22 protein-coding genes and 1 tRNA gene are annotated in these 23,306 nt (G+C 71.9%); 8 read left to right on the forward strand and 15 right to left on the reverse strand.

Features of this window, described 5'->3' with window-relative positions:
* Nucleotides 1-419: Asp23/Gls24 family envelope stress response protein (locus D455_RS0107345; RefSeq protein ID WP_017570100.1), on the reverse strand; the 419-nt coding region annotated here is incomplete at its 3' end.
* Nucleotides 420-789: 370 nt separating this feature from the next.
* A complete protein-coding gene (gene purU / locus D455_RS0107350) occupies nucleotides 790-1,674 on the reverse strand; it encodes a formyltetrahydrofolate deformylase (RefSeq protein ID WP_017570101.1) in 885 nt (294 codons plus the stop codon).
* Between the two features lie 181 nt (nucleotides 1,675-1,855).
* On the opposite strand from purU, the gene D455_RS0107355 reads away from it, so the two are divergent.
* Nucleotides 1,856-3,082: an alanine racemase gene (locus D455_RS0107355; protein WP_017570102.1), complete on the forward strand. Its 1,227-nt coding sequence runs from the start codon at nucleotides 1,856-1,858 to the stop codon at nucleotides 3,080-3,082.
* A gap of 80 nt (nucleotides 3,083-3,162) precedes the next feature.
* Here the strand turns inward: D455_RS0107355 and D455_RS0107360 are convergent, their stop codons facing one another.
* Together D455_RS0107360 and D455_RS0107365 are read right to left on the reverse strand one after the other, a co-directional pair.
* Nucleotides 3,163-3,558, reverse strand: a complete 396-nt coding sequence (locus D455_RS0107360) for a DUF3618 domain-containing protein (RefSeq protein WP_017570103.1) — start codon at nucleotides 3,556-3,558, stop codon at nucleotides 3,163-3,165.
* A 17-nt stretch (nucleotides 3,559-3,575) separates the two neighbouring features.
* Nucleotides 3,576-4,691 (reverse strand): CDP-alcohol phosphatidyltransferase family protein, encoded by a 1,116-nt coding sequence (locus D455_RS0107365; RefSeq protein WP_017570104.1) that lies wholly within the window; start codon nucleotides 4,689-4,691, stop codon nucleotides 3,576-3,578.
* A gap of 324 nt (nucleotides 4,692-5,015) precedes the next feature.
* Here D455_RS0107365 and bcp point away from each other — a divergent pair, with 324 nt between their 5' ends.
* Nucleotides 5,016-5,498: a thioredoxin-dependent thiol peroxidase gene (gene bcp, locus D455_RS0107370; protein WP_017570105.1), complete on the forward strand. Its 483-nt coding sequence runs from the start codon at nucleotides 5,016-5,018 to the stop codon at nucleotides 5,496-5,498.
* Between the two features lie 89 nt (nucleotides 5,499-5,587).
* Nucleotides 5,588-5,662: transfer RNA gene (locus D455_RS0107375), tRNA-Leu, on the forward strand.
* Nucleotides 5,663-5,851: 189 nt separating this feature from the next.
* Here the strand turns inward: D455_RS0107375 and D455_RS0107380 are convergent.
* From D455_RS0107380 to D455_RS0107395, 4 genes are all read right to left on the reverse strand, one after another.
* The gene (locus D455_RS0107380; RefSeq protein ID WP_394296619.1) at nucleotides 5,852-7,147 is read right to left on the reverse strand and encodes a serine/threonine-protein kinase; all 1,296 of its coding nucleotides are present in this window, start codon (nucleotides 7,145-7,147) and stop codon (nucleotides 5,852-5,854) included.
* Between the two features lie 274 nt (nucleotides 7,148-7,421).
* Entirely contained in the window at nucleotides 7,422-8,849 is a 1,428-nt protein-coding gene (locus D455_RS0107385) for a M16 family metallopeptidase (RefSeq protein WP_051064592.1), read from the reverse strand.
* Between the two features lie 42 nt (nucleotides 8,850-8,891).
* Nucleotides 8,892-10,220 carry a M16 family metallopeptidase gene (locus D455_RS0107390; protein WP_017570107.1) on the reverse strand — a complete coding sequence of 443 codons (1,329 nt, stop codon included), beginning with the start codon at nucleotides 10,218-10,220 and terminating at the stop codon, nucleotides 8,892-8,894.
* Between the two features lie 240 nt (nucleotides 10,221-10,460).
* Nucleotides 10,461-11,150 (reverse strand): hypothetical protein, encoded by a 690-nt coding sequence (locus D455_RS0107395; protein WP_017570108.1) that lies wholly within the window; start codon nucleotides 11,148-11,150, stop codon nucleotides 10,461-10,463.
* A 160-nt stretch (nucleotides 11,151-11,310) separates the two neighbouring features.
* Here D455_RS0107395 and sppA point away from each other — a divergent pair, with 160 nt between their 5' ends.
* Both sppA and D455_RS0107405 read left to right on the forward strand, forming a co-directional pair.
* Nucleotides 11,311-13,068 carry a signal peptide peptidase SppA gene (gene sppA / locus D455_RS0107400; protein ID WP_017570109.1) on the forward strand — a complete coding sequence of 586 codons (1,758 nt, stop codon included), beginning with the start codon at nucleotides 11,311-11,313 and terminating at the stop codon, nucleotides 13,066-13,068.
* 92 nt (nucleotides 13,069-13,160) lie between these two features.
* A complete protein-coding gene (locus D455_RS0107405; RefSeq protein ID WP_051064594.1) occupies nucleotides 13,161-13,619 on the forward strand; it encodes a flavin reductase family protein in 459 nt (152 codons plus the stop codon).
* 66 nt (nucleotides 13,620-13,685) lie between these two features.
* Here D455_RS0107405 and D455_RS0107410 read toward each other — a convergent pair whose 3' ends face one another.
* The 6 genes from D455_RS0107410 to D455_RS0107435 all read right to left on the reverse strand — a co-directional run bounded on the left by D455_RS0107410 (nucleotide 13,686) and on the right by D455_RS0107435 (nucleotide 18,727).
* A complete protein-coding gene (locus D455_RS0107410; RefSeq protein ID WP_017570111.1) occupies nucleotides 13,686-14,579 on the reverse strand; it encodes an ABC transporter substrate-binding protein in 894 nt (297 codons plus the stop codon).
* 94 nt (nucleotides 14,580-14,673) lie between these two features.
* Complete coding sequence (locus D455_RS0107415; RefSeq protein ID WP_017570112.1) at nucleotides 14,674-15,318, reverse strand: ABC transporter permease; 645 nt, start codon at nucleotides 15,316-15,318, stop codon at nucleotides 14,674-14,676.
* Nucleotides 15,319-15,320: 2 nt separating this feature from the next.
* Entirely contained in the window at nucleotides 15,321-16,001 is a 681-nt protein-coding gene (locus D455_RS0107420; RefSeq protein WP_193789419.1) for an ABC transporter permease, read from the reverse strand.
* On the reverse strand, nucleotides 16,001-17,104 hold the full coding sequence (locus D455_RS0107425) for an ABC transporter ATP-binding protein (RefSeq protein ID WP_017570114.1): 1,104 nt from the start codon (nucleotides 17,102-17,104) through the stop codon (nucleotides 16,001-16,003). The genes D455_RS0107420 and D455_RS0107425 overlap by 1 nt, the downstream gene beginning before the upstream one ends.
* Nucleotides 17,105-17,289: 185 nt before the next feature.
* The gene (locus D455_RS0107430) at nucleotides 17,290-17,961 is read right to left on the reverse strand and encodes an HAD family hydrolase (protein WP_026122409.1); all 672 of its coding nucleotides are present in this window, start codon (nucleotides 17,959-17,961) and stop codon (nucleotides 17,290-17,292) included.
* 34 nt (nucleotides 17,962-17,995) lie between these two features.
* Complete coding sequence (locus D455_RS0107435; protein ID WP_026122410.1) at nucleotides 17,996-18,727, reverse strand: NUDIX hydrolase; 732 nt, start codon at nucleotides 18,725-18,727, stop codon at nucleotides 17,996-17,998.
* A 136-nt stretch (nucleotides 18,728-18,863) separates the two neighbouring features.
* Here D455_RS0107435 and nadA point away from each other — a divergent pair, with 136 nt between their 5' ends.
* Nucleotides 18,864-19,862, forward strand: a complete 999-nt coding sequence (gene nadA / locus D455_RS0107440; protein WP_017570117.1) for a quinolinate synthase NadA — start codon at nucleotides 18,864-18,866, stop codon at nucleotides 19,860-19,862.
* A 124-nt stretch (nucleotides 19,863-19,986) separates the two neighbouring features.
* Complete coding sequence (locus tag D455_RS0107445; RefSeq protein ID WP_017570118.1) at nucleotides 19,987-21,447, forward strand: RNA polymerase sigma factor; 1,461 nt, start codon at nucleotides 19,987-19,989, stop codon at nucleotides 21,445-21,447.
* 103 nt (nucleotides 21,448-21,550) lie between these two features.
* Here the strand turns inward: D455_RS0107445 and D455_RS0107450 are convergent, their stop codons facing one another.
* Entirely contained in the window at nucleotides 21,551-22,165 is a 615-nt protein-coding gene (locus D455_RS0107450) for a TetR family transcriptional regulator (RefSeq protein ID WP_017570119.1), read from the reverse strand.
* Nucleotides 22,166-22,531: 366 nt separating this feature from the next.
* On the opposite strand from D455_RS0107450, the gene D455_RS0107455 reads away from it, so the two are divergent.
* A partial coding sequence (locus tag D455_RS0107455) for an MBL fold metallo-hydrolase (RefSeq protein WP_017570120.1) occupies nucleotides 22,532-23,306 on the forward strand: 775 nt, incomplete at its 3' end.

Here is a 23,306-nt window from a genome sequence, read left to right on the forward strand (position 1 = left end):
TCGGGCAGGTGGATGTCGTCCACCCGGATGTTGATCTCGGTGACCTCCAGACCGGTCATGCGCTCCACCGCGGAGGTCACGTTGCGGCGTACGGCCGCGGCCAGGTCCCGGATGGCGGCGCCGTACTCGACGACCAGGTCGATGTCGACGGCGGCCTGGCGCTCGCCCACCTCGACCGCGACCCCCCTCGACACCGATCCGCTGTCACCGCTCCTGGTCACGGCGTCCCTGACCGCTCCGACGGCGCGCGCGGTCCCCCCGCCCATGGCGTGGACGCCGCCGATCTCGCGTGCGGCCATTCCGGCGATCTTGGCGACCACCCCGTCCGCGATCTGGGTGTGTCCGCCCTCGTCTCGGGCGTCGCCGCGTCCCTGGCGACCCGACTCACGGGCGCCCGGAACCTTGGTCTCGGTCTTCATGTCCGTCACTGGCTCCCCCTACGCAGTGTGCGGGCCGCGGCCGGTCCCCCTCGCCCGAAGGCGTCCCCGTCCGCCTCCCCGCGGCCTCATCCGGCGGGTGTGCCCTTCGGGTCGTCGGACCGAAACCCGTGTCACATCACGGCCGGAAGGATGTCGAACTGATCACACCATATACACACACACTGTAGTCGACAAGGCACCTCAGGTAATGTTTTGCTGGTCGGAACAGGTCATGGCATCCCCATCCCTGCCCCAAAACAGTGCTGGAACCCTTCCCAGGGGCACGAAAACGCAAGGGGCGCCCGAAGGCGCCCCCGCACGGAACACGCTCCCGCCCCGGCGTACCGCCGCGCGGGTCGCGTGCCCGGTGTCAGCCGAAGATGACCGTCTTGCCCTCGTTGAGCAGGACCCGGTGCTGCGCGTGCCAGTTGACCGCGCGTGCCAGCGCCACCGACTCCAGGTCCCGGCCGATCGCCGTGAGCTGCTCCGGGCTGTGCGTGTGGTCCACCCGGGACACCTCCTGCTCGATGATCGGCCCCTCGTCGAGGTCGGCGGTGACGTAGTGGGCGGTCGCACCGATGAGCTTCACACCGCGCGCGTGGGCCTGGTGATAGGGGCGGGCGCCCTTGAAGCTCGGCAGGAAGGAGTGGTGGATGTTGATGATCCGACCGGACATCTTGGCGCACAGCTGCTCCGAGAGCACCTGCATGTAGCGGGCCAGGACCACCAGGTCCACGTCGTAGGAGTCGACGAGCTCCAGCAGGCGCGCCTCCTGCTCCTGCTTGGTCTCGGCCGTGACCGGCAGGTGGTGGAAGTCCACACCGTAGGAGTCGGCCAGGAACTCCAGGTCGGGGTGGTTGGAGACGACGGCGGCGATGTCCGCGTCCAGCAGGCCGCTGCGCTGGCGGTAGAGCAGGTCGTTGAGGCAGTGGCCGAACCTGGACACCATCACGATCATGCGGGGCCGCACGTCGCCGGGGTTGAGGGTCCACTCCACGAACGACTCCCCGCTGTCGCCGAAACCGCCCGCGAGCGCCGCGAAGGCGCCCCGCAGGACGTCCTCCCCCACCACGCCGTCGGGGCCGCGCTCGGCCACGAACTGCATGCGCAGGAAGAAGCGTCCCGTGTAGTGGTCGCCGTACTGCTGACTCTCGGTGATGTTGCAACCGTGGTCGGACAGCAGGTTGGCCACAGCGGCGACGATGCCCCGACTGTCGGGGCACGAAAGGGTCAGAACGTACTCACGCTCACTCATGGAAAGAACCACTCCCGGGGTCGGACGGCTGATCAGCCGTGACGCCCCAGGATATCGACCTTCCACCAGCCGTGGACCGGCCGCGGGCGTCCCCGTCCGCCATCCGCCGTCCACACGGGGCACTCCGTCCCTTCTCCCGTGAAGAATATGAAGAACATTCATGTTCTGGCATGCTCGTGACATGACAAGTCCGCGCGACACGTACGAGGCCGCCACACGCGGACTCGACGCTCCCTTCGCCCTCGTCGACCTCGCCGCCCTGCGCGCCAACGCCGCCGCCCTCACCCGCCGTGCCCACGGCAAGCCCATCCGGATCGCCAGCAAGTCCGTGCGCAGCCGCGAACTGCTGCGCACCGTCCTCGCCATGCCCGGCTACGCGGGGATCATGGCCTTCACCCTGCCCGAGGCGCTCTGGCTGGCCACCGGTGACCACCCCCTCAGCGACGACGTCCTCGTCGCCTACCCCACCGTCGACCGCCGGGCCCTGGACCAGCTCGTCCGCGATCCCGCCGCCGCCCGCGCCGTCACCCTGATGGTGGACGACACCGCGCACCTGGACCTGATCAGCGCCGCGGTCACCGACGCCGCCGACTCCCGCGGCCCCGACGCGCCACCGGTACGGGTGTGCCTGGACATCGACACCAGCTGGCAGCCGCTCGGCCCGCGCCTGCGCGTGGGCACCCACCGCTCCCCCGTGCGCACCCCGGCCCAGGCCGCCGCGCTCGCCCGCGCCGTCGTGGCCCGCCCCGAACTGGCGCTGGACGGGATCATGGCCTACGAGGGCCAGATCGCCGGGGTGGGCGACGCCCCGCCCGGCAAGCCCCTCTACGGCCGCCTCCTGCGCGCGGTCCAGCGCCGGTCCGCGCTGGAACTGGCCAGACGCAGAGCCGAGATCGTGCGCGCCGTCCGTGCCGTGGCCGACGTGCGCTTCGTCAACGGCGGCGGCACCGGCAGTCTGCACACCACCGGCAGGGAGAGGGCCGTGACCGAGCTGGCGGCGGGATCGGGGCTCTACCACCCGCACCTGTTCGACCACTACAGCGCCTTCGGCGGCCGCCCCGCCGCCCTGTTCGCGCTCCCCGTGGTCCGCCGCCCCGCGCCGGGAGTGGCGACCGCCCTCGGCGGCGGCTACCCCGCGTCCGGTCCCGTGGACGTCCACCGGGCCCCCGTCCCCCACCTTCCCGCCGGGCTCTCCTACAGCGCCACCGAGGGAGCGGGCGAGGTACAGACCCCCCTGCTCGGCGCCGCGGCCGACGGCCTGTCCGTCGGCGACCGGGTGTGGATGCGCCACGCCAAGGCGGGGGAGCTGTGCGAGCGCTTCGACACGCTGCACCTGATCGACTCCGACAGCGGCGCGTACGTGGAGGCCGTCCCCACCTACCGGGGAGAGGGCCGCACCTTCCTCTGAGCACGCCCCGGACACGCGGAGGGGCCCGCGCGAACGCGCGGGCCCCTCTCCGTCGTCCTTCCGGCGTGCCGCCGCGGGTGCTACTTCCTGCGGCTCACGGCCCAGGCCACCACTCCCACGGCGACGACCGCGCCGACACCGGCCGCGAGCAGCAGTACCTCACGGGGAAGCTGGCCGCGCGACTGGTAGGTGGTCACGAACCGGTCGTCGCCCTTGATGACGATGCTGCCGTCCTCGGGCTCCACCTGGTGGCCCTCCACGCGCACCGCGCCGCCGCCGACCACCAGGGCACGCGCCTCGTCGACGATCCGGGCACCCTGTTCACGGACCCGGTCCATCTGCCGCCGGGCGATGTTGGCGGGCCTGGCCTGCACGCTCAGCTCTTCCAGGGTCTCGGCGAGGTGCCGCTGTTCGCGGTTGATCTCGGCCACGATGTCCGCCGGGGTCTGGCGCGGTTCGGTGTCGCGTCCCGTCATAGAGAAGCCTTTCTCCACTAGCGCAGAGTCGTCTGGGAACCCGTGTCCGAGCCGGTGTCCCGGCTCTCATCCTCCGCGCCGTCGGACGGACCGGAGAACCTCAGCGCGCTGTCGATTCCGTCGACCACGCGGAAGAAGTCCCGCGTGGACAACCACAGTTTATAGATGATGGCGATCTCGAAGGCGAGGAGCAAAACGCCCGCCACGGCGGTGATCCAGCCGATAAGGGACGGCGCGGCGAAAATCGCCGCCGCCAGCGGCGCGATGACGAACACCGCCGTCTGGAACTCGATGCCGCCCACCAGGTGGGTGCGCACCCGCCGGGTGTTGAGCGACGACCAGAACCGCTGGTACCAGGGGAAGCGGTCCCGGAACTCCTGGTGCAGGTCCACCTTGGGCAGGGTGAGGTCGGGCTGCTTGCCCGCGGTGCGGTGGTTGCGCGCCTCGCGCTCGTTCTGGCTGTGCAGGATCTGCTCCAGCACGCCGATGCCGTGGCGCAGCACCGCCTGCTCGCCGCCGTCACTCATCGTCCGGCCGCCCGCCCCGGTGGCCGTGCCGGTGTCGTCGTCCTCCGGCTCCAGCATCGACAGGGTGGCGCGGGCCCGCTCCAGGGCGGCGGCCAGGTGCGAGCGCATCTCCCTGCGCACCTTGTACACCTGGAGCGCGTTGAGGTAGCGCAGCATGTCCAGGAACACCACGGCCAACGCCAGCCACACGAACCACACCGGCCCGCCGGAGCCCTCGTCGGCGATGACGTACTGGCCGCCCATCAGGGCGACCACGCACACCAGGACGCGGAACCGGTCGGAGACGTAGTCCATCCACGACCCGAACAGCGACTCGGAGCCGGTGAGCCTGGCCAGTTTGCCGTCGGTGCAGTCCATGAGGAAGCACAGGAAGTACAGGAAGGCGCCCAGGGCCAGGAAGTGGCGGTAGCCCAGGGAGAAGCAGACGGCCGCACCGAGCCCCAGGAAGAGCGCGACCACCGTCAGCTGGTTGGGCGTGATCGAGGTGCGGTTGGCCACCAGGCGTACGAGCCGGACCGCGATGGGGTCCACGAGGTAGACCGTCCACCAGGAGTCGCGCTCCTTGAGGGTCCGGGCCCTGACCTCGTCGAGTGTGAATCCAGGCATCGTCGCCAATACTCCCAAGCGAAGCTGATGTGGTCCGGTCCGGCGGGCACCGCCGGATCGGCGTCCCGGGCGGACGTTCGCCGGAGCCGACCGGAAGGACGAGTGCGGTCAACAATAGGTGATCGCGCCGCTGGTCACGCCAGATGCGGGCGAACCGAACCGGAATCGCAACCGAAGACCGTACACCCACCCTGACACAGCCGACGAAGCGTCAGGCGCCGGGGCGCTGGTAGGGGATGAGGAAGGGGCGGGGGAGGTGGCTAGTGTGAGGGCGAGAGTCAGCGGGGCGGCGGCGCCCCGCGCACGAGCCGAAGGGGACACCACGTGAGCGACCCGATCCGCCTGGAGCCCGGAGACCAGGCACCCGACTTCACCCTCGACGACGCCGACGGCAAGCCCGTCACCCTGAGCGAGGTGCTGGCCTCCACCGGCAAACGCGTCGTCCTGTACTTCTACCCCGCGGCGATGACCCCGGGCTGCACCACGCAGGCCTGCGACTTCCGCGACAACCTGCGCGAGTTCGACTCCGCGGGCCTCACCGTCCTGGGCGTGTCCCCGGACACGAGCGAGAAGCTCGCGAAGTTCCGTGACAAGGAGGGGCTGACCTTCACCCTCCTCGGCGACCCGGACAAGGACACGCTGCGCGCCTACGGCGCCTTCGGGGAGAAGAAGAACTACGGCCGCGTCGTGCAGGGCGTCATCCGCTCCACCGTCGTCGTGGGCACCGACGGCAAGGTGGAGAAGGCCTTCTACAACGTGAAGGCCACCGGCCACGTCGACCGGATCAGGAGGGAACTGGGCGTGTGACACGCGTGCCGGACCCCGGGGCCCGCCGCGCCCGGCCCCGGGGTCCGGGCGGCCGGGTCCGCCCCGGACCCCGGTACAGTTGTCCCGGAGGGGCCGTAGTCCAACTGGCAGGAGACGGCAGCTTTAGGTGCTGTACAGTGCGGGTTCGAATCCCGCCGGCCCCACTCCGATCCGGAACGACCCGCTCAGGGGCTTGAGACCGCCCCGCCGGGTCGTTCCGTCGTTTTTCGGGGGCACCCCGGCCCCCTGTACGGGCCCCGCCGGCGGGCTGACCGGGAACCGTTTCCGGTGTGGCCGGAGCGGCCCGCCCCTGACGGTGAACGGGGCGGGTCGGTGAACCCCTCCGGGCGCCGCTAGCGGCCGAGCAGCGCCCAGAGCATGACCGCCAGCAGCACCACGACACCGAGGGTGACCGCGGCGATGGCGACCACCGGGGCCCGGCTCCTCTCCGCGTGCTTGCCCGAGCTGGTCAGTCCCAGCGTGTCCGTGGACTCGCGGATCGACGTCATGATCGAGTTCATCGCCTCGGGGCTGTTGCGCAACCGCTCGTTGATGGACTCGGCCAGGACGTGCGCGCCCGCCCTGAAGTGCTCGCGGGCCGACTCGCGTTCCTCACCCTCACCCTCGCCCTCGCCCTCGGGACGGGGCTCGGCGGGCCTGGCGGTGCCCTTGGCGGCGGTCTCCGGGCTCGTCTCGGGCGCCCACGGGGCCAGCGCCGCGATCCGCAGCATCTTGGTGGCGTTCTCCGCGGTCAGGCGCTCCGACGGCTCGACCCGGAGCAGGCCGGCCAGCACCGGGGCCAGCGGTCCGGCGTTGGCGGCCTCGGCGGGCTCGTCCAGCTGCTCCTGGCGCAGGATCTTGATGTAGCCCTTGCGGTCGTAGGGCGGGTGTCCCTCCACCGCCGCGTACAGGGCCGCGCCCAGGGACCACAGGTCGGACTCGGGTCCCACCGGCCCCGCCTTGGCCCGCTCCGGCGGGATGTAGGCGGGGGAACCGATGATGCGCCCCGACGCGCTCAGCGCCGACTCGCCGTTCCACGCGGCCAGCCCGAAGTCGGTCAGCACGACCCGCCCGGTCTGGCTGATCATCACGTTGTCGGGCTTGACGTCGCGGTGCACGATGCCCTCGGCGTGCGCGACCTTGAGGGCGTCGATGAGCTGGAGGCCGATCTCGGCCACGCGCTGGTAGGGCAGCGGGCCGCCCACCTGGATGAGTTCCTCCAGGGTGGAGGCCTCCACCAGCTCCATGACGATCCAGGGCCGGTCGTCCTCGTCCACGACGTCCAGGACGGTGACCAGGCTGGGGTGGGTGAGGCGTCCCGCGACGCGGGCCTCGCGTGTGGTGCGCTGGAGGAGCGACTCGCGCTCGGCGCGGCTCAGGTCCGCGGGCAGGCGCAGCTCCTTGACGGCGACCTCTCGGTCGATGACCAGGTCGGTGGCGCGCCACACCGTGCCGACACCGCCCCGGGCGATCTCCGACACCAGCTGGTAGCGCCCCTTGAGCAGGCGCCCCTCGGGGCTGGGGGCGGCCGTGTCGGTACCGGCCCTGTCAGTCGTGTCGGCCGTCTCCGGGCGCGCCGAGGAAGGCGACGCCTCGGGCCGCTGCGTGTGGGGGTTGTCTAGGGAGGACACGGTTATCCACGGGTCCATTCACCGGCCATGGTGGCCTCCTGCGGAGCATTGCGGTCGCTGTCACCACGTAGGTGCACGGATCACTCGTTATACCAGCAGGACGCCAGATCCATGCTGGTGGTTGCCACATCACGAACACATAGGTTCGCTTTCGTTATGTCCGGCGACGGCCCGAGCATGCAGTGACGTAGCTCTCGTTCTGGTGCTTCCGCTCCTGGTGGGAGGATCGCGAGGGGATGGTGCGGAGAACCGGACCGGGTGCGCGGGCACGGAACCCGCGCACCCGTGGTGCTCAGGACCAGAGGGACTCGGGGGTGCGCACCTCGACCGGGCCGACCCCGGTGTCGGTGAGCGGCTGACGAAGGCGTTCGGCGTCGCCGACGACCACCACGACCGCCTCCTCGGGGTGGAGGTACTCGGTGGCGGCGCTGTCCAGGTCCTCCTTGGTGAGCCTCTCGTACCCGGCCCGGACGCGGTCCACGTGGTCCTCGGGCAGGTCGTGCACGACCATCTCGACGAGGGAGCCCGCCATCGCGCGCGCCGTGGCGTAGGTGACCGGCAGACCCACCGTGTTGGAGTCACGCACGGCGGACAGCTCCTCCTCGGTGACCCCGGACTCGCGGAGCTTGGTGAACTGCTCCAGCGAGGAGGTGACCGAGTGGGCGGTGGTGTCCGCCTCGACCTGGGTGGACATGAAGAACACCCCGCTGTCGCGGCGCAGGTCGAAGCGGGATCCGGCGCCGTAGGTGTAGCCGAGGCGTTCACGCAGCTCCAGGTTGAGCCGTGAGGTGAACATGCCGCCCAAGACCTCGCTGATGCCCTCGGCGCGCGGCAGGTCCACCTGCGGCCGGGAGGGAGCGCGGTGCGCGATGACCAGGGCGGACTGCACGGAGCCGGGCCGGTCCACGACGAGGACGCGGGGCAGTTCTCCGGGCGGCGGCGCGGGCTCGGTGGGCTTGGCCGCCGAGCGCGCCTCGGCGTCGCCGAACACGGTCTTGCCCAGGTCCTCCAGGTCGATCCCGGTGAGGTCGCCGACGACCACGAGGGTCCCGGCGACCGAGGCGATGGAGTCGGCGTGGAAGCTCGCGACGGTCTCGGGGGTGACGTCGGCCAGTTTCACCGGGCCGCCCGCGAGCGGTGTGGCGTAACGACCGGTGAACAGCTGCCCGCCCAGGCTGCGCATGGCCAGGGTGCCGGCCGAGGCGGCCTCCAGCCAGAAGCGTTCCAGCAGCTGGTCGCGGCGGCGGACGATGTCGTCGGGGGTGAGCGCGGGGCGGCGCACCGCGTCGGCGAACAGGCGGACCGCCTCGGTCAGGCGGTTGGCCGGGGCGTCCAGGCCGGTGATGAAGGCGTCCCAGTTGACGCGGGAGACCCACTCGGCGCCGTGGCGCTCCAGGGCGGGCGCCAGGGAGCTGTTGCCGTCGGGTCCGTCCTCCAGGACCTCGCTGGTGAGCGCGCCGACGCCCATGGCGTCGAGCGGCTCGGCGGCACCGCCGTGGGGGTGCACGAGGCGGAGGGAGACGAGCTGTTGGCCGGGTACGTCGATGGCGACGACCGTGCCGCCGCCGACGGTGAGGCGGCGGGGCTTGGGAAAGGTGTAGGACGCTACGGCACCGAGACCGGGGCGGGACCCGTCCGTTGAGGGTGGTGGCCCTTCTCCCTCCGCGAAGCGGACCCAAGGGCGATGGAGGGCGACGGGAGGGCGTGACTTCTGCGGCATGCTCTGCGGCTCTTTCTGCGGCTTGCGGTAACGGAACCCGTGTCAGGCGTCGACGGTGTCGGCCCCGGCCGCCTCGGCGGCCGCGGACTCCTCGGGGTCGAAGCGGACGACGAGCAGGTTGTCGTCGACCAGCAGACGCTCGGCTGCGGCCCGCACCTCCTCGGCGGTGACGTCGTCCCAGCGCCGGGGCCAGGTGTAGGCCAGCTCGGGGTCGTCGAACAGCTGGGTGCAGCTGCTGATGGTGTCGGCGAGCCCGGAGGGGCTGGAGATGGACTGGAGGTGGTCGCGCTCCAGGACGGCGCGGGCCCGGTCCAGCTCCTCGTCGGTCACACCGGCGGCCAGCTTGGCGATCTCCTCGCGCATGGCCTCCTCCAGCACGTCGCCGCTGACGCCCTCGCGGGCGAGCATGTTCACCAGCATGAGGCTGTCGGTGTAGCGGAACGGCAGGATGTCGGCGGCGGCCCCGCCGTCGTCGGCGGCGATGGGGCGGTCCACCACCAGGGAGCGGTACAGACGGCTGCCCTGTCCCTGGCCGAGGACGGCCGAGGCCAGGTGCATGACGTCGAACCCGCGCTCGCCGTAGGGGGCGACGCGGAAGCCGACGAACACCCCGGCGGCGGGCACGGTCTCGGTGACCGTGTCGCGGACCGGACCGCCCAGCGGGGCGTCCAGTGTGGCGTCGGGCACCTCGGGGAGGGTCTCGCGGGCCGGGATGGGGCCGAAGAACTTCTCCACACGGGCCAGGACGTCCTCGGGGTCGAGGTCGCTGACCACGGTGAGCACGCAGTTGTCCGGGCCGTAGTGGGCCTTGTGGAACGACTTGACGTAGTCGAGGTCGGCGGCGTCCAGGTCGGCCATGGAGCCGATGGTCGGGTGGTGGTAGGGGTGGCCCTCGGGGTAGGCCAGGCGCAGGATGCGCTCCAGGGCGGTGCCGTAGGGCTGGTTGTCGTAGCGCTGGCGGCGCTCGTTCTTGACGACGTCGCGCTGGTTGTCCAGGACCTCCTGGGTCATGCCCTCCCGCAGGGTCGCCAGGCGGTCGGCCTCCAGCCACAGGATGCGGTCCAGGGCGTGCTCGGGGACCGTCTCGTAGTAGTTCGTGCGGTCGGTGGAGGTGGAGGCGTTGATGTCGCCACCCAGCCGCTCGACCTCCTCGAAGTGCTCGCCCTTGGCGACGGTGCCGCTGCCCTGGAACATCAGGTGCTCGAAGAGGTGCGCGAAGCCCGTGCGCCCCGGGACCTCGTGCCGGGAGCCCACGCCGTACCACAGGTTGACCGAGGCGACCTGGCCCGTGGAGGCCGCAGCGGTCACCAGGCGCAATCCGTTGTCGAGCGTGTACTGACCGACACGTCCCGCCGCTCCGATGGTGGTCACCAGTGCTGCCCCCGATTCACGCCGTCGCCTGACGGTTCCTCGTCCGCGCGGTGTCCCGGGCGGACGTCCGTTGTCTGACGGGTACGACCCTACGGCCTCAGCCGACTCCGAGGACACCAGATCCGATAATCGGCCGATCCGAAACCGGTGCCGTGGACGCCCCTGGTGGCGCCGGTGACACCGGTGGCGGGTGTGGAGGGGACCGGTGACGGCCCCCGGACCGGGAGGGCGGGCGGAAGGTCAGCTCTGGTACTCGGTGGTGTCCATGGACACCGCGATCTCGTCGTACACCGAGGAGTACTGGGGGTCGGCCGACCACACGTACAGCATGACGTCGCTGATGGGCAGGAACCACATGCGCACCTCGAAGGTGTCGCCGTTGGCACACGTCACCCCCCACACCACGTGGTGTGAGGTGAGGCCGTCGGCGTGGTCGGTGAAGGCGTTGGTGAGCGTCATCTCCGACGTCTCCACGCCGATGCCCCCGGAGGCGGCGGCGTTGAGGCTGCGGCAGGTGTCGGGGTTGTGCGCCCAGCCGTCGTCCTGCTTGTAGGCCTCGCCCTCGGCGGGCCAGTTCTCGGGGTGCCTCTCGGCCGCGTGCGGGACCAGCCGGATCGACCCGTACGCGCAGGTCGCCTCTCCGGGCGGGCTCACGCACAGCGCGCCGTCCTGCTGCTGGGTCTGCCAGCCCTCGGGGACCTTGATGGACACGCCCTCGATGCTCTCGGTGGCGAAGTTCTCCGGCGCCGGGGCCTCCGCCCCCGGCAGGACACCGCTCTCGCCGAGCACCAGCTCGGCCTCGCCGCCACCGCCCCCGCCGGAGCAGGCGGTCAGGAGCAGCAGCGCTCCGGCGGCCGTGGCCGCCGGAACCGTTCCCGTGCCGGCGCGCGCACCGCGTGCCCGCCGCTGTCGCCCGTGGATGCCCGCCATGCGTCGTCCCTCTCGTGCGTCCCGTGGTCGAACCACCGTTGACCCTAGCGCGCCCGCCGACACACCACGCGCATCGACCGATCCCCCGACGTTCCGGACGGTGCGGTCCGGAGGACGGCGATGAGGGGCGGACCTGGACGGCGGCCACTACGCTGGGCCCATGGTGGACCTCGCGAAGATCACGGAACCCTTGTCCCTGCCCCTCGCACGATCGCGCCCCCGGGGGCCGCTGGTGCTGGAGCTGGACCTGACGGAGGGGGTCGCCGACGAGGCCCCCGGAGATCCGGTCAGCCAGATCATGAACCGGCGCAGGCAGCACTACCTCGACGTCGTGGAGGGCATCCGCCGCGGCGCGCGCGATCCGCGTGTGGCGGCCCTCGTGGTCCGCGTGGACACCCGTTCCCTGGGGTTCGCCAAGGTGCAGGAGCTGCGCCACACCGTCGCCGACTTCCGCTCCACGGGCAAACCGGCCGTGGCCTGGGCCGACTCCTTCGGCGAGACCGGTGAGGGGAACCTGCCCTACTACCTGGCCTGCGCGTTCTCGCGCGTGGTCATGGCGCCCACCGGCGTCCTCGGGCTGACCGGTCTGATCATGCGCACCACCTTCGTCAAGGGCGCCCTGGACAAGCTGGACGTCACCTACGAGGTGGGCGCGCGCCACGAGTACAAGAACGCGCTGAACAGCGTCACCGAAACCGGTTACACCGAGGCCCAGCGCGAGGCCAGCGACCGGATCGTCACCTCGCTGGGCGAGCAGATCATCGAGGCGGTCGCCGAGGCCCGGGGACTGTCCGTGGAGGAGGTGCGCGCACTGGTCTCGCGCGGCCCCTTCATGGCCGGGGAGTCGGTGGAGAAGGGCCTGGTCGACCGGCTGGCCTACCGGGACGAGGTGTACTCCGAGCTCTTCGACCAGGTGCGGGAGCGGGAGAAGGCGCACGGGAAGGAGAGCGGGGGACGCTCGGGCGCGGGCGAGCCGGAGCTCCAGTTCGTCACCCGCTACCACCGCAAGCACACCCCGCCCCCGCTGCCCCGGATCGCGAACGAGTCCGGGTACATCGCGCTGATCTCGGCGGCCGGGACGATCAACCTGGGCCGGACCCGGCGCTCGCCGCTGGGCGGCGGTACGGTCATGGGCTCGGACACCGTGGCGGCGGCCTTCCGCGCCGCGCGCAGGGACCCCCACGTCAAGGCGGTCGTGTTCCGGGTGGACAGCCGCGGAGGCTCTCCCGCCGCCTCCGACGCGATCCGCCGCGAGAGCGAGCTGACCAGCCAGGCGGGCATCCCCGTGGTGTCGGCGATGGGCGACGTCGCCGGGTCCGGCGGTTACTACGTGACCCTGGGCTCCGACGCGATCGTCGCCCAGCCGGGCACCCTCACCGGCTCCATCGGCGTGCTCACCGGCAAGCCGGTCCTCGGCGCGCTGCTGGAGCGGTACGGGGTGACCAGCGACTCCGTGCGCCTGGGCGATCACGCGGGCATGTTCGGTACCGACCGGCCCTTCACCGAGTCCGAGTGGGAGCGGGTCAACGCGCTCCTGGACGAGATCTACGAGGACTTCACCGGCAAGGTCGCCCAGGCGCGGGGAATGACCCGCGAGCAGGTGGACAAGGTGGCCCGGGGCCGGGTGTGGACCGGCCGGGACGCCCACGAGCGCGGCCTGGTGGACGAGCTGGGCGGTCTGGAGACGGCCGTGCGGATCGCCCGGAGGAGGGCGGACGCGGGGCCGCTGCCGGTACGCGCCTTCCCGCGTGCGCACCCGCTGGACCGGATCCGCCAGCACGAGTCGAGCGAGGACCTGGCCTCCTCGGGGCCGCAGACCGTACTCGGGGCCTGGGGTCCGCTCGAACACGCGGCCGTGGCCATGGGACTGCCCGTGGGCGGACCACTGATGATGCCGAACCTGGGAGAGGTGCGTTGACCGACCCGCTGAGCGAATCCCCGGGCGAACCGGTGCGCGCGCCGGTGTCCGGACCGGCCGACGGCCCCCTGGCCGGGTCGTACCTGGACGCGATGGCCCTGCTGCCCGCCGGTGTCACGGTGGTGACCGTCGCCGACGGCCGCGACGACGTGGGGGCCACCGTCAGCTCCTTCGGGTCGGTGTCGGCCGAGCCGCCGGTGGTGTCGGTGGGCGTGGACGCCCACGGCTACATGGCCGAGGTGATCGAGGAGGTCGGGGCCTTCGCCGTGAACGTACTGGGGCACGACCAGCGCGCGGTGGCGGGGCGCTTCTCCGCCGAGGGGCGCCCCAGCGCCCGCCTGCTGGTGACGGGCCAGGCGCACCACCGGGGCGAGCGCACGCGCGCGATCGTGCTGGACGGGTCCCTGGCCGCGCTGGAGTGCTCCGTGCGGCAGAGCGTCCCGGTGGGCGATCACGTGGTGTTCTTCGCCGACGTGGTCGGCCTGCCCGAGGTCCGGGGCGGGGGCCCGGCGCTGGTGCGCTGGTCGGGCCGGTACCGCGCGGTGGAGTAGGACGCGCGGGGAGGACCGCGTGTCGGCCCCGGGGACGGGGGTCCTCCCCCGCCCCGGGGACCGGACTCAGGCCAGGCCCTCCTGCTCCAGCCAGTCCCGGGCGACGTCGGCGGCGTTCTCGTTGCCGATGACCACGCGTTCGTTGAGCGCGGTGAGGGCGTCGGTGGTGAGCTTGGCCGAGACGGCGTTCAGCGCGGCGCGGGCGGTCTCGTCCACCTGGTCGCCGTTGACCAGCGGGGTGATGTTCTGGGCCCCGAACAGGTTCTCGGGGTCGTCCAGGACGACGAGGTCGTTGGCGGCGATCTGCGGGTCGGTGGTGAACAGGTTCGCGGCCTGGACGTCGCCGTCCAGGAGCGCCTGGGTCAGCAGCGACACGTCCAGGGAGCGGAACTCTCCGAACTCGACGCCGTAGACCTCGGCCAGGCCCACCACGCCCTGCTGGCGGGTCTCGAACTCCGGCGGACCGCCCAGGGTCAGCTCACCGGCGACGTCGGCCAGGTCGGCGAGGCTGGCGAGGTCGTGCTCCTCGGCGGTCTCGCTGGTGACGGTGACCGAGTCCTTGTTCTCCGCGCTGGAGGAGTCCAGGATCTCCAGGCCCTCGGGCAGCGCCTCGGTCACGCGCTGGTTGGTCTCCTCTCCGGTGCCGGTGGGCGCCTCCGGGTCCAGGTAGGCCAGGATCGCGCCGTTGTACTCGGGGAACACCGACAGGTTCCCCTCCTCGACCTGGGAGTAGTAGACCTCGCGGCTGCCGATGTTGAGCTGGTAGTCGACCGTGACCCCCTCCGCCTCCATGGCGCCGCCGTAGATCCGGGCGAGCAGGGTGGACTCGGGGAAGTCGGCGGAGCCGATGACGACGGCGCCCTCGGCGGTGTCACCGCCCTCCTCGGCGTAGGGGTCGCTGGCGCCGCACCCGGTCAGGAGCAGTGCCGTCAGTCCGATGAGGGTGATTCTCTTGTACATGGTCTTCCCTCCGGGAGTGCTGGGAGTTTCTGGACGGGCTTGGCCGGAAACGTGGGAGCGGAACGGGTCGGTGCGCCTCTCCGCCGGGCACCGCCTAGCGGGCGAGGCGCCGCAGACCGGCGAACAGGAGCGTGGTGACCACCGCGAGCAGCACCACCAGGACCGCTCCGCCGAGCATCATCGTCAGGTCCTGGCGGGCCTGGCCGTCGACGATGTACCGGCCGAGGCCGCCCACGCCCACGTACGCGGCGATGGTGGCGGTGGCGACCACCTGGACGGCCGCGGTGCGCATCCCCATGAGGATGAGCGGCGTGGCCACGGGCAGTTCGAGTCGCAGCAGCACCTGGTGGCCGCGCATGCCCATGCCGATGGCGGCGTCCCGGAGGCTGGGCTCGACCCCGCGCACCCCCTCGTGGGTGTTGACGAGGATCGGCGGGACGGCCAGCGCCACCAGCGCGCACACCACCGGGACGAGTCCGATCCCGGCGGCCAGCACGATGAGGAACAGGACGCCGATGGTGGGCAGGGCCCGGGCGAAGTTGGCGACGCTGGTGGTGAGGAAGCCGCCCACACCGGTGTGTCCGGTGAACAGCCCCAGGGGGACGGCGACGACCGCGGACAACAGCAGTCCCAGCAGCGAGTAGTAGACGTGCTCGCCCATGCGGGCGGGGATGCCCGAGCCTCCCGTCCACTGGGCGGGATCGGCGAACCACGCGACCAGGCCGGTCAGGATGTCCATGGCTACCTCCGCGCCCAGGGGGTGAGCAGGCGTTGGGCGAGTACGAGCAGGGCGTCGGTGACGAAGGCCAGGGCGACGGTGAGCACGATGCCGACCACGATGGGCGCGTCGAACTGGCGCCGGAACCCGTCGCTGAGGATGACCTGGCCGAGCCCGCCCAGACCGACCAGGGAGGCGACGCTGACCATGCTGATGGTGGCCACCGACGCCACACGCAGCCCCGCGATGATCACCGGCACGGCCACCGGCGTCTCCACCCGCACCAGGCGGCGCAGCGGGCCGAAGCCCATGGCGACGGCGGACTGGCGGACGTGGTCGGGGACCTGGCGCAGACCGTCCACCACGTTGGGCAGCAGGATCACCAGGGTGTACAGGGACAGGGGCACGATGGCCGTCCAGTCGCTGAACCCGGTGTAGGGCAGCATGAGGAAGAACAGGGCGATGGAGGGCACCGCGTAGAGCACGTTCACACCGGTCAGCACCGGCGGGTACAGGGGCTTCCAGCGCGCGCACGCCAGGCCGACCGGCAGGGCGACCGCGAGTCCGATGAGGATGGACAGGTAGGCCAGCCGCATGTGCTCGGTCAGGCGGGGCAGCAGGCCCCGCTCGGGGTCTCCGGGGTGGCTCCAGTTCGTGACGCCCCACTCGACGACGCGCGCGACCCAGTCCCAGGCGTCGGCGATCACTCGGTCACCGACCACAGTGCGGTGCCCAGGTCGTCCTGGGAGACGACGCCGACCACCCGTCCGTCGGCGTCGACGCCGACCGCGCGGCCCGCGGGTGAGAGCACCGCCGCGTCCAGGGCGGCGCGCAGGGAGTCGGTGTCGACGGCGAAGGTGTGGCCGTAGGGGACGAGTTCGAGCGCACCGAGGGGGGTGTCCGCGCCGGCCAGCCGTGTGGCGCTGGCCCAGCCCAGGGGCATGCGGTCGCCGGTGACCACCAGCGCCCACGGCTCCCCCCCGAGGGCGTCGGCCGCTGCCCCGGCGCTGGTGCCCTCGTCGAAGACGACGTCCTGGCGCGGGGAGAGCCCGCTGGCCGGGAAGAACGACAGGCGGCGCACGCCCCGGTCGTAGCCGACGAAGGACTCGACGAAGGAGTCGCTGGGCTCGGCGAGGAGGCGCTCGGGGCTGTCGTACTGGGCGAGCGTCCCGCCGGGGCGGAAGACGGCGATGCGGTCGCCGAGGCGGACGGCCTCGTCGATGTCGTGGGTGACGAAGACGATGGTCTTGTGCAGCTCGCGCTGGAGGCGCAGGAGCTCGTCCTGGAGGCTGGCGCGCACCACGGGGTCGACGGCGCTGAAGGGTTCGTCCATCAACAGGATGGGCGGGTCCGCGGCCAGGGCGCGGGCGACGCCGACGCGCTGCTGCTGGCCCCCGGAGAGCTGGTGGGGGTAGCGCCTGGCCTGGGAGGGCTCCAGGCCGACCAGCTCCATGAGTTCCTCGGCGCGCGCCCTGGCCCTGGCCCTGCGCCAGCCGAGCAGGAGGGGCACGGTCGCGATGTTGTCGCGGACGGTGCGGTGCGGGAAGAGCCCGGCCTGCTGGATGACGTAGCCGATGGAACGGCGCAGCACGGCGGGATCGCGTTGGCGCACGTCCTCGCCGTCGATGAGGACGGCGCCTCCGGTGGGCTCCACCATGCGGTTGATCATCCGCAGCGACGTGGTCTTGCCGCTGCCGGAGGGCCCCACGAAGACCGTGGTCTGACCGGTCTCGACGGTCATGTCCAGGTGGTCGACGGCCACCGTGCCGTCGGGGTAGAGCTTGGCGGCGCCCTCGAAGGTGATCATCGGTGGTCGTCTCCGTTCGGGGACCGGTGGATGGGGGCGGGACGTGGCGAGGGGCAGGCCGTCGGCACGTTACCCGTGCACGAACGCGCCGAAACCGGGGCGGAGGGGACGTGACCGTACCGGTACCAGCGGTTTCCCGGGCGCGCCGAAGGGTCAGTCGCGGTCACCGGCTCCGGAACGGGTTCTCAGTTCTGGCGCGCGATCCAGTCGGCGAGCTGGTGCAGGTCGTCCAGGACGGCGTCGGCCCGGGACGCGTCCTCGGTGGCGGCGTGGCGGTAGCCGAAGACGCCCCGGCGCAGCAGGACGGTACGCATCCCGGCGTCGCGGGCGGGGAGGACGTCGTTGTCGACGCGGTCGCCGACGTAGACGATCTCCTCGGGGGTGAGACCGGGGCGGGCGGTCCGGGCCAGGGACAGGACGCGGTCGAAGAACTCGGGCTCGGGCTTCTTGACGCCCCAGTCGTCGGAGATCCCGATGCCGTCGACGCCCAGGTCCATGGCGGTCAGGGTGGGCCCGGCCTCGGGCGGCTGGTTGCCCGCGATGACCAGGGACAGACCGGCTTCGCGCATGGTCGCGAAGGCGGGGCGCACGTCGGGGTAGAGGTCGCCCTCACCGAAGTGCTCGCGCTCGCCGTCGGGGTCCTCGGCCCGCCAGAGGGCGCTCTCGGCCGCGAGGTCGAACCCGGGCACGAGCAGCCGGAAGCCGTCGGTGAGGGTGCCGCCGGAGGCGAGCACGCCGCCGATGGTGCCGAAGAACGCCATGTGCGGGATGCCGAAGCGGTCGGCCCAGCGCTCGAAGATCCGCGTCTCGTCGACGAGTGTCTCACCGACGTCGAACACCGCAGTACGAATGGTCACGGTCAGGGAGTGTACAAGTCGCTCACGACCGTTCTCAGTTGGGCGGGCGCAGCACGGCGAAGGCGTCGGTGATCTGGAGGCTGCGGTCGCGGAAGCGGAAGAGGGCGGCGGGCCTGCCGCCGGAGCGCCCCGAGGGCACCGAGCGCCCGGTCTCCTCGATCTGTCCGCGGCGCAGCAGTACACGGCGCAGGTTGGTGGCGGCCACGTCGTGCCCCAGGGCCGCCCGGTAGTAGCCGGACAGCTCCGACATCGTGAACTCCGGCGGCGCGAGCGCGAAGCCGACGTTGGTGTAGCTGAGTTTGGCCCGCAGCCGCTGACGCCCGGAGCGGACGATGGACGCGTGGTCGAAGGCCATGGTCGGCAGGTCGGCGGCCGGGTGCCACCCGGTGTCGCCGGGCACGACCGGGTCGACGTCGGCCGGTACCAGCCCCAGGTAGGCGGTGGCCAGGGTGCGGCGTGAGGGGACCCGGGCGGGGTCGCTGCGCGTCTCCAGCTGCTCCAGGTGTGACAGATCCCTCACGTCGACCTTCTGGGCGAGCTGCCGCCGGATGGAGGCGCCCAGGTACTCCCCCCTGCCGAGCCTGCCGCCGGGCAGCGACCAGGCGCCCTCGCAGGGCGGCAGCGCCCTGCGCCACAGGAGTACGCACAGTTCTCCGGCACGGATCTGGAGCACGACCGCGAGCGCCTCGTGCACCGAGAGCTCCGCGTGGTCGGCCGAGGAGCAGACTGGAGCCGCCCCCTGTCCGTTTTCCTGAGGGATGTCCACCCTCCCCCTTCCGTTCCCCGTCATGTTAGGCTGCAAGAGGTTTGTGCCTGACAGACAAAAACCTGTTCACCCGCACCGACCCTCCCCGGCACGGCGCCCGTACGACGTGCCCACAGCCTCAAGGAAGTAATTGGACATGGCACCGGTCACCGCCACGGCGGACACCATGACCAGGCAGGAATGGGCCGACGAGGTCCACCGTCTGGCGAAGGAGCGCGACGCTGTCATCCTCGCGCACAACTACCAGCGCCCGGAAATCCAGGACGTCGCCCACCACACCGGCGACTCCCTGGCCCTGTCCCGCCTGGCCGCCAACGTCGACGCGAGCACGATCGTCTTCTGCGGCGTGCACTTCATGGCCGAGACCGCCAAGATCCTGGCTCCGGAGAAGACCGTCCTGCTGCCCGACCCGAACGCCGGGTGCTCGCTGGCCGACACCATCACCGCCGAGGACGTGCGCGCCTGGAAGGCCGAGCACCCCGGCGCCGTCGTGGTCGCCTACGTCAACACCACCGCGGCGGTCAAGGCCGAGACCGACATCTGCTGCACCTCCTCCAACGCCGCGGACGTCATCCGCTCCATCCCCGAGGACCGCGAGATCCTCTTCCTGCCGGACCAGTTCCTGGGCGCCCACGTCAAGCGCGTCACCGGGCGCGAGAACATCCACGTGTGGATGGGCGAGTGCCACGTGCACGCCGGGATCGACGGCCACACCCTGCGCGAGCGGGTCGCCGCCGAGCCCGACGCCGAGGTCTACGTCCACCCCGAGTGCGGCTGCGCCACCTCCGCCCTCTACCTCGTGGGCAGCGGCGCCGTCCCGCAGGAGCGCGTGAAGGTCCTGTCCACCGGCGGGATGCTGACCGCCGCGGAGAACACCACCGCGAAGAAGGTCCTCATCGCGACCGAGACCGGCATGCTGCACCAGCTGCGCAACGCCAACGCGGGCACGCAGTTCGAGGCGGTCAACTCGCGCGCCGAGTGCCACTACATGAAGATGATCGACGCCGACAAGCTGCTGAACGCGCTGCGTCTCGGTACCACCGAGATCGAGGTCGACGCCGACACCTCCGAGCGCGCCCGCCGCTCCGTCGAGCGGATGATCGCCATCGGTTCGCCCTCGCGGGGCGGGGAGTAGCCGGGCCCGGCGTCCGGATCCGCTGACGAGGTTACAGAAGTCTTACCTTCAAGCCACAGGTAGACGATTACTCCACGCGGCACGTCTCCCCTCGCTAGCGTCACGGGAAAGCGGGGGGAGAATCGTGACCAGAGGCAACGAAACAGACGAAAGAACCGCGGTCGAAGCGCTCTACGACGCCTTCGCACCGTCCCTGTACCGGTACGCCTGGTCGCTACTGGGCGACGATCCCGCGCAGGTGGCCGACGCCGTGCACGACGGCCTGGTCGCCGATGTCGCCCTCGACTCCCGGCGCACCGACCCGGCCGACCGTGGCCCCTGGCTGTACGCCCTGGTCCGCGCGGCCTGCCAGCGCCGGGGCCTCACCCACGTGAGCCCCTACGACCGGCTGGCCACCGTCCCCGACGAGGAACCGGTGGCCCGCATGTTCGCCCGGCTGCCCGCCAGCCACCGCGAACTGGTCGAACTCAACCTCCGGCACGCCCTGCCCACCTCCGCGGTCGCGCGCGTCCTGGGCCTGGACCCCCAGATCTGCGGTGAGCTGTCCCGTTCGGCGATCCGCCGCGCCGCCGAGAGCCTGGACGACGGAACCGAGATACCCGCCGACGACCCCCACGCGGCGGAGGTCACGGACGGCGGGGAGGAGGGGGAACCCGGCGGCCTGGGAACGGCGGCCTGGCGCGTCCAGGTACACCACGTCTCCTGCGCCCTGTCGCTGCTGCGCCCGCCCGGCCCACCGCCGGAACTGCGCGACAGGGTGGTGCGGACCTGCCTGGAGCCGGACCTGGCACCGGCCCGCGAGCGCGCCGCCGCGCAGATGCGGCCGCTCACCGGCGAGGGCTATCCGCTGCACCGCTCCCGCGCCGCCGAGGAGACCGGAGAGGTCGAGGAGGAGGCCGAGAGCGCCGGATCCGGAGCCGAGCCGCCACCCAGGATTCCGCCCGACGACCGGTTGACCACCCGGGACCACCCGGTGCGCGAGGAGATGATGGTCGCCTCGTTGGCCGGTCCCGACGCGGGCGCCGACGACCGCGAGCGCCCCGCCGCACGGCACCGCTGGCCGCTGCCCGCCGTCTCGGGTCTGGCCACGGTGGCGCTGGCGGTCGCGCTGTGGTCGTGGGCCAGCGCGGTGGGCGGCCCCTCCACGGTGATCGGCGTCGAGCCCGACGAGAGCGAGCGCAACCCGATGGTGTCGGAGGTGGAGACGGCGGCGACCAGCGCGGACACCAAACCCGAGGCCGATCCGGTCACGGAGACGCCGGTCGCGCCACCGGAGCGGACGCGGCCGCAGGAGGAGGAACAGTCGGAGGCCACCCCCGGGCCCGAGGCGGAGGACGAGGGCGATGACGGTCGGGGAACGCCGGGATCGGGGGAAGGCAGCCCCGCTCCGCCGGCCGGGGAGACGAGCCCGTCGCCCGGGGACGAGGCCTCCGGGGGCGGGGCGTCCGAAGGCGGGGCGGCGGCTCAGGGAGGGGGAGCGTCCGGAGACGACGCGACCCCCGACGACCAGGAGGACGAGTCCGGCGACGGGGGCGACGAGGGTCTGTTCGACGGATTGTTGGGGTTGTTGTTCGGCCGTGGCTGACGCCGAGCCGCCCGTGGCGGCCCCGGCGGCTGTCGGGACGGTCCTCACCGGGCGCCCGGTGAGGACCGCACGGGCGCCGTGACGACGGGCCGGACTCCCCCGGTCAGAAGTCGGCGAGCAGACGCTCGGCGGCGGTGTGCAGCCGCCGCTCGACCTCCTCCACCCCGCGTCGGCCCTTGAGGACCTCCACCAGCTCGAAGATCCACACGCTGGTCAGTGAGCCGACCAGGACATAACCGGTACCGTCGCGGTCCACCTCGCCACCGCCCTCCTCGCCCGCGGCGCCCTCCAGGTTGCCGGTGGCCACCCGCCACACCAGGTCGGAGATGCGCACGTCGAGTTCGATCTTGACGTCGGCCATGATGAGCGAGCGCACCAGCGCGTCGGCCAGCTCGGGCTCGCGCATCAGCCCGCGCGTGGCCCGCAGCAGGACGTCGACCGCGCGTCCTGCGGGGGTGTCGGCGGTGGGCGGACGGCGGACGATCCCGCCCTCCAGCAGGTCCAGTTCCTCGGTGACCACGGCCACGACCAGGTCCATCTTCGAGGGGAAGTACCGGTAGAGCGTGCCCAGGGCCACCCCGGCGCGCTCGGCGACCGAGCGCATCTGCATGGCCTCGACACCGCCGCGTACGGCCAGCGCCGCCGCCGTCTGCACGATGCGCTTGCGGCGCTGGGTCTGACTTCGCGACATCGTTCCGCTCGGCGCCTGCACCGCCACAGGTTCTTCCCTTCGTTGTCAGCCCGCGCGCTGCCCGCTCGCCGCGGCGCTGGAGCCCGTCACCGACGCCCACCCGAGCGGCGGCTGTCATGAGAACACGTTATCCAACGAATTCCCGTCGACACAGTTCTCCATACCCATGATCCACGCCTCATCGCCCGACGTAGTAGTAGCAATACGAAAAGAGAGGCGGGGTTTTCGGGTCGCTTGGCAGACTTTGTAGAATTTGTTCTTGTTTGCGTGGCACACGTGATCGAGGCCCCCTCCCGCGACGGACGCGACCGCCATCGCACCCTGTCCACCCCCGGGGAACACCCGCGCCCTAGAATCGAACCAGATTCGGTTTCTATTGGGAGGTCGCCCCGCATGTACGACACACCCCCCGTGGAGGACCTCGGCGACGGAGTCTGGAGCCTGCCCGTGCCCATCCCGGGCAACCCCCTCGGCTTCACCCACGTCTACGTCCTGTCCGGCTCCGGCGGTCCCGTCCTCGTCGACACCGGCTGGGACCACGACGACGCCTGGGACGCGCTCACCCGCGGCCTCAAGCAGACCGGGCACAGCGTGGAGGAGGTGCGCGGTGCCGTCCTCACCCACTTCCACCCCGACCACTCCGGCCTGGCCGGTCGCCTGCGCGCGTCCTCCGACGCATGGATCGCCATGCACCCCGCCGACATCGCCGTCACCGAGCACCTGGCCGCCACCCCAGTGGAGGTCCGCCTCGACGGGATCACCGACCAGCTGCGCCGCTCCGGTTTCCCCGAGGAGGACGTCCGGTCCCTGGGCGAGGTCGGCAACCTCGTCAACGCGCCCGCGATCCCCGACACGTCCCTGTCCGACGGCGAGGCGGTCGACCTGCCCGGCCGCGACCTGCGCGCCGTGTGGGCCCCCGGGCACACCCCCGGCCACCTCTGCCTGCACCTGGCCGACGGCGGCAGGCTCTTCACCGGCGACCACGTCCTGCCACGCATCACCCCGCACGTGGGCCAGTTCCCCCTGCTGTCCACCGACGGAGACCCCCTGGGCGACTTCCTCACCTCGCAGGAGGCCGTCGGCCGCCTCCCCGGCGCCGACCGCCTGGAGTGCCTGCCCTCCCACGAGACGCGCTTTCGCGGCCTGGCCACGCGCGCGGGGGAGATCA

Origin of the sequence: Nocardiopsis halotolerans DSM 44410 (assembly GCF_000341065.1) — a bacterium.
Taxonomy (GTDB): domain Bacteria; phylum Actinomycetota; class Actinomycetes; order Streptosporangiales; family Streptosporangiaceae; genus Nocardiopsis; species Nocardiopsis halotolerans.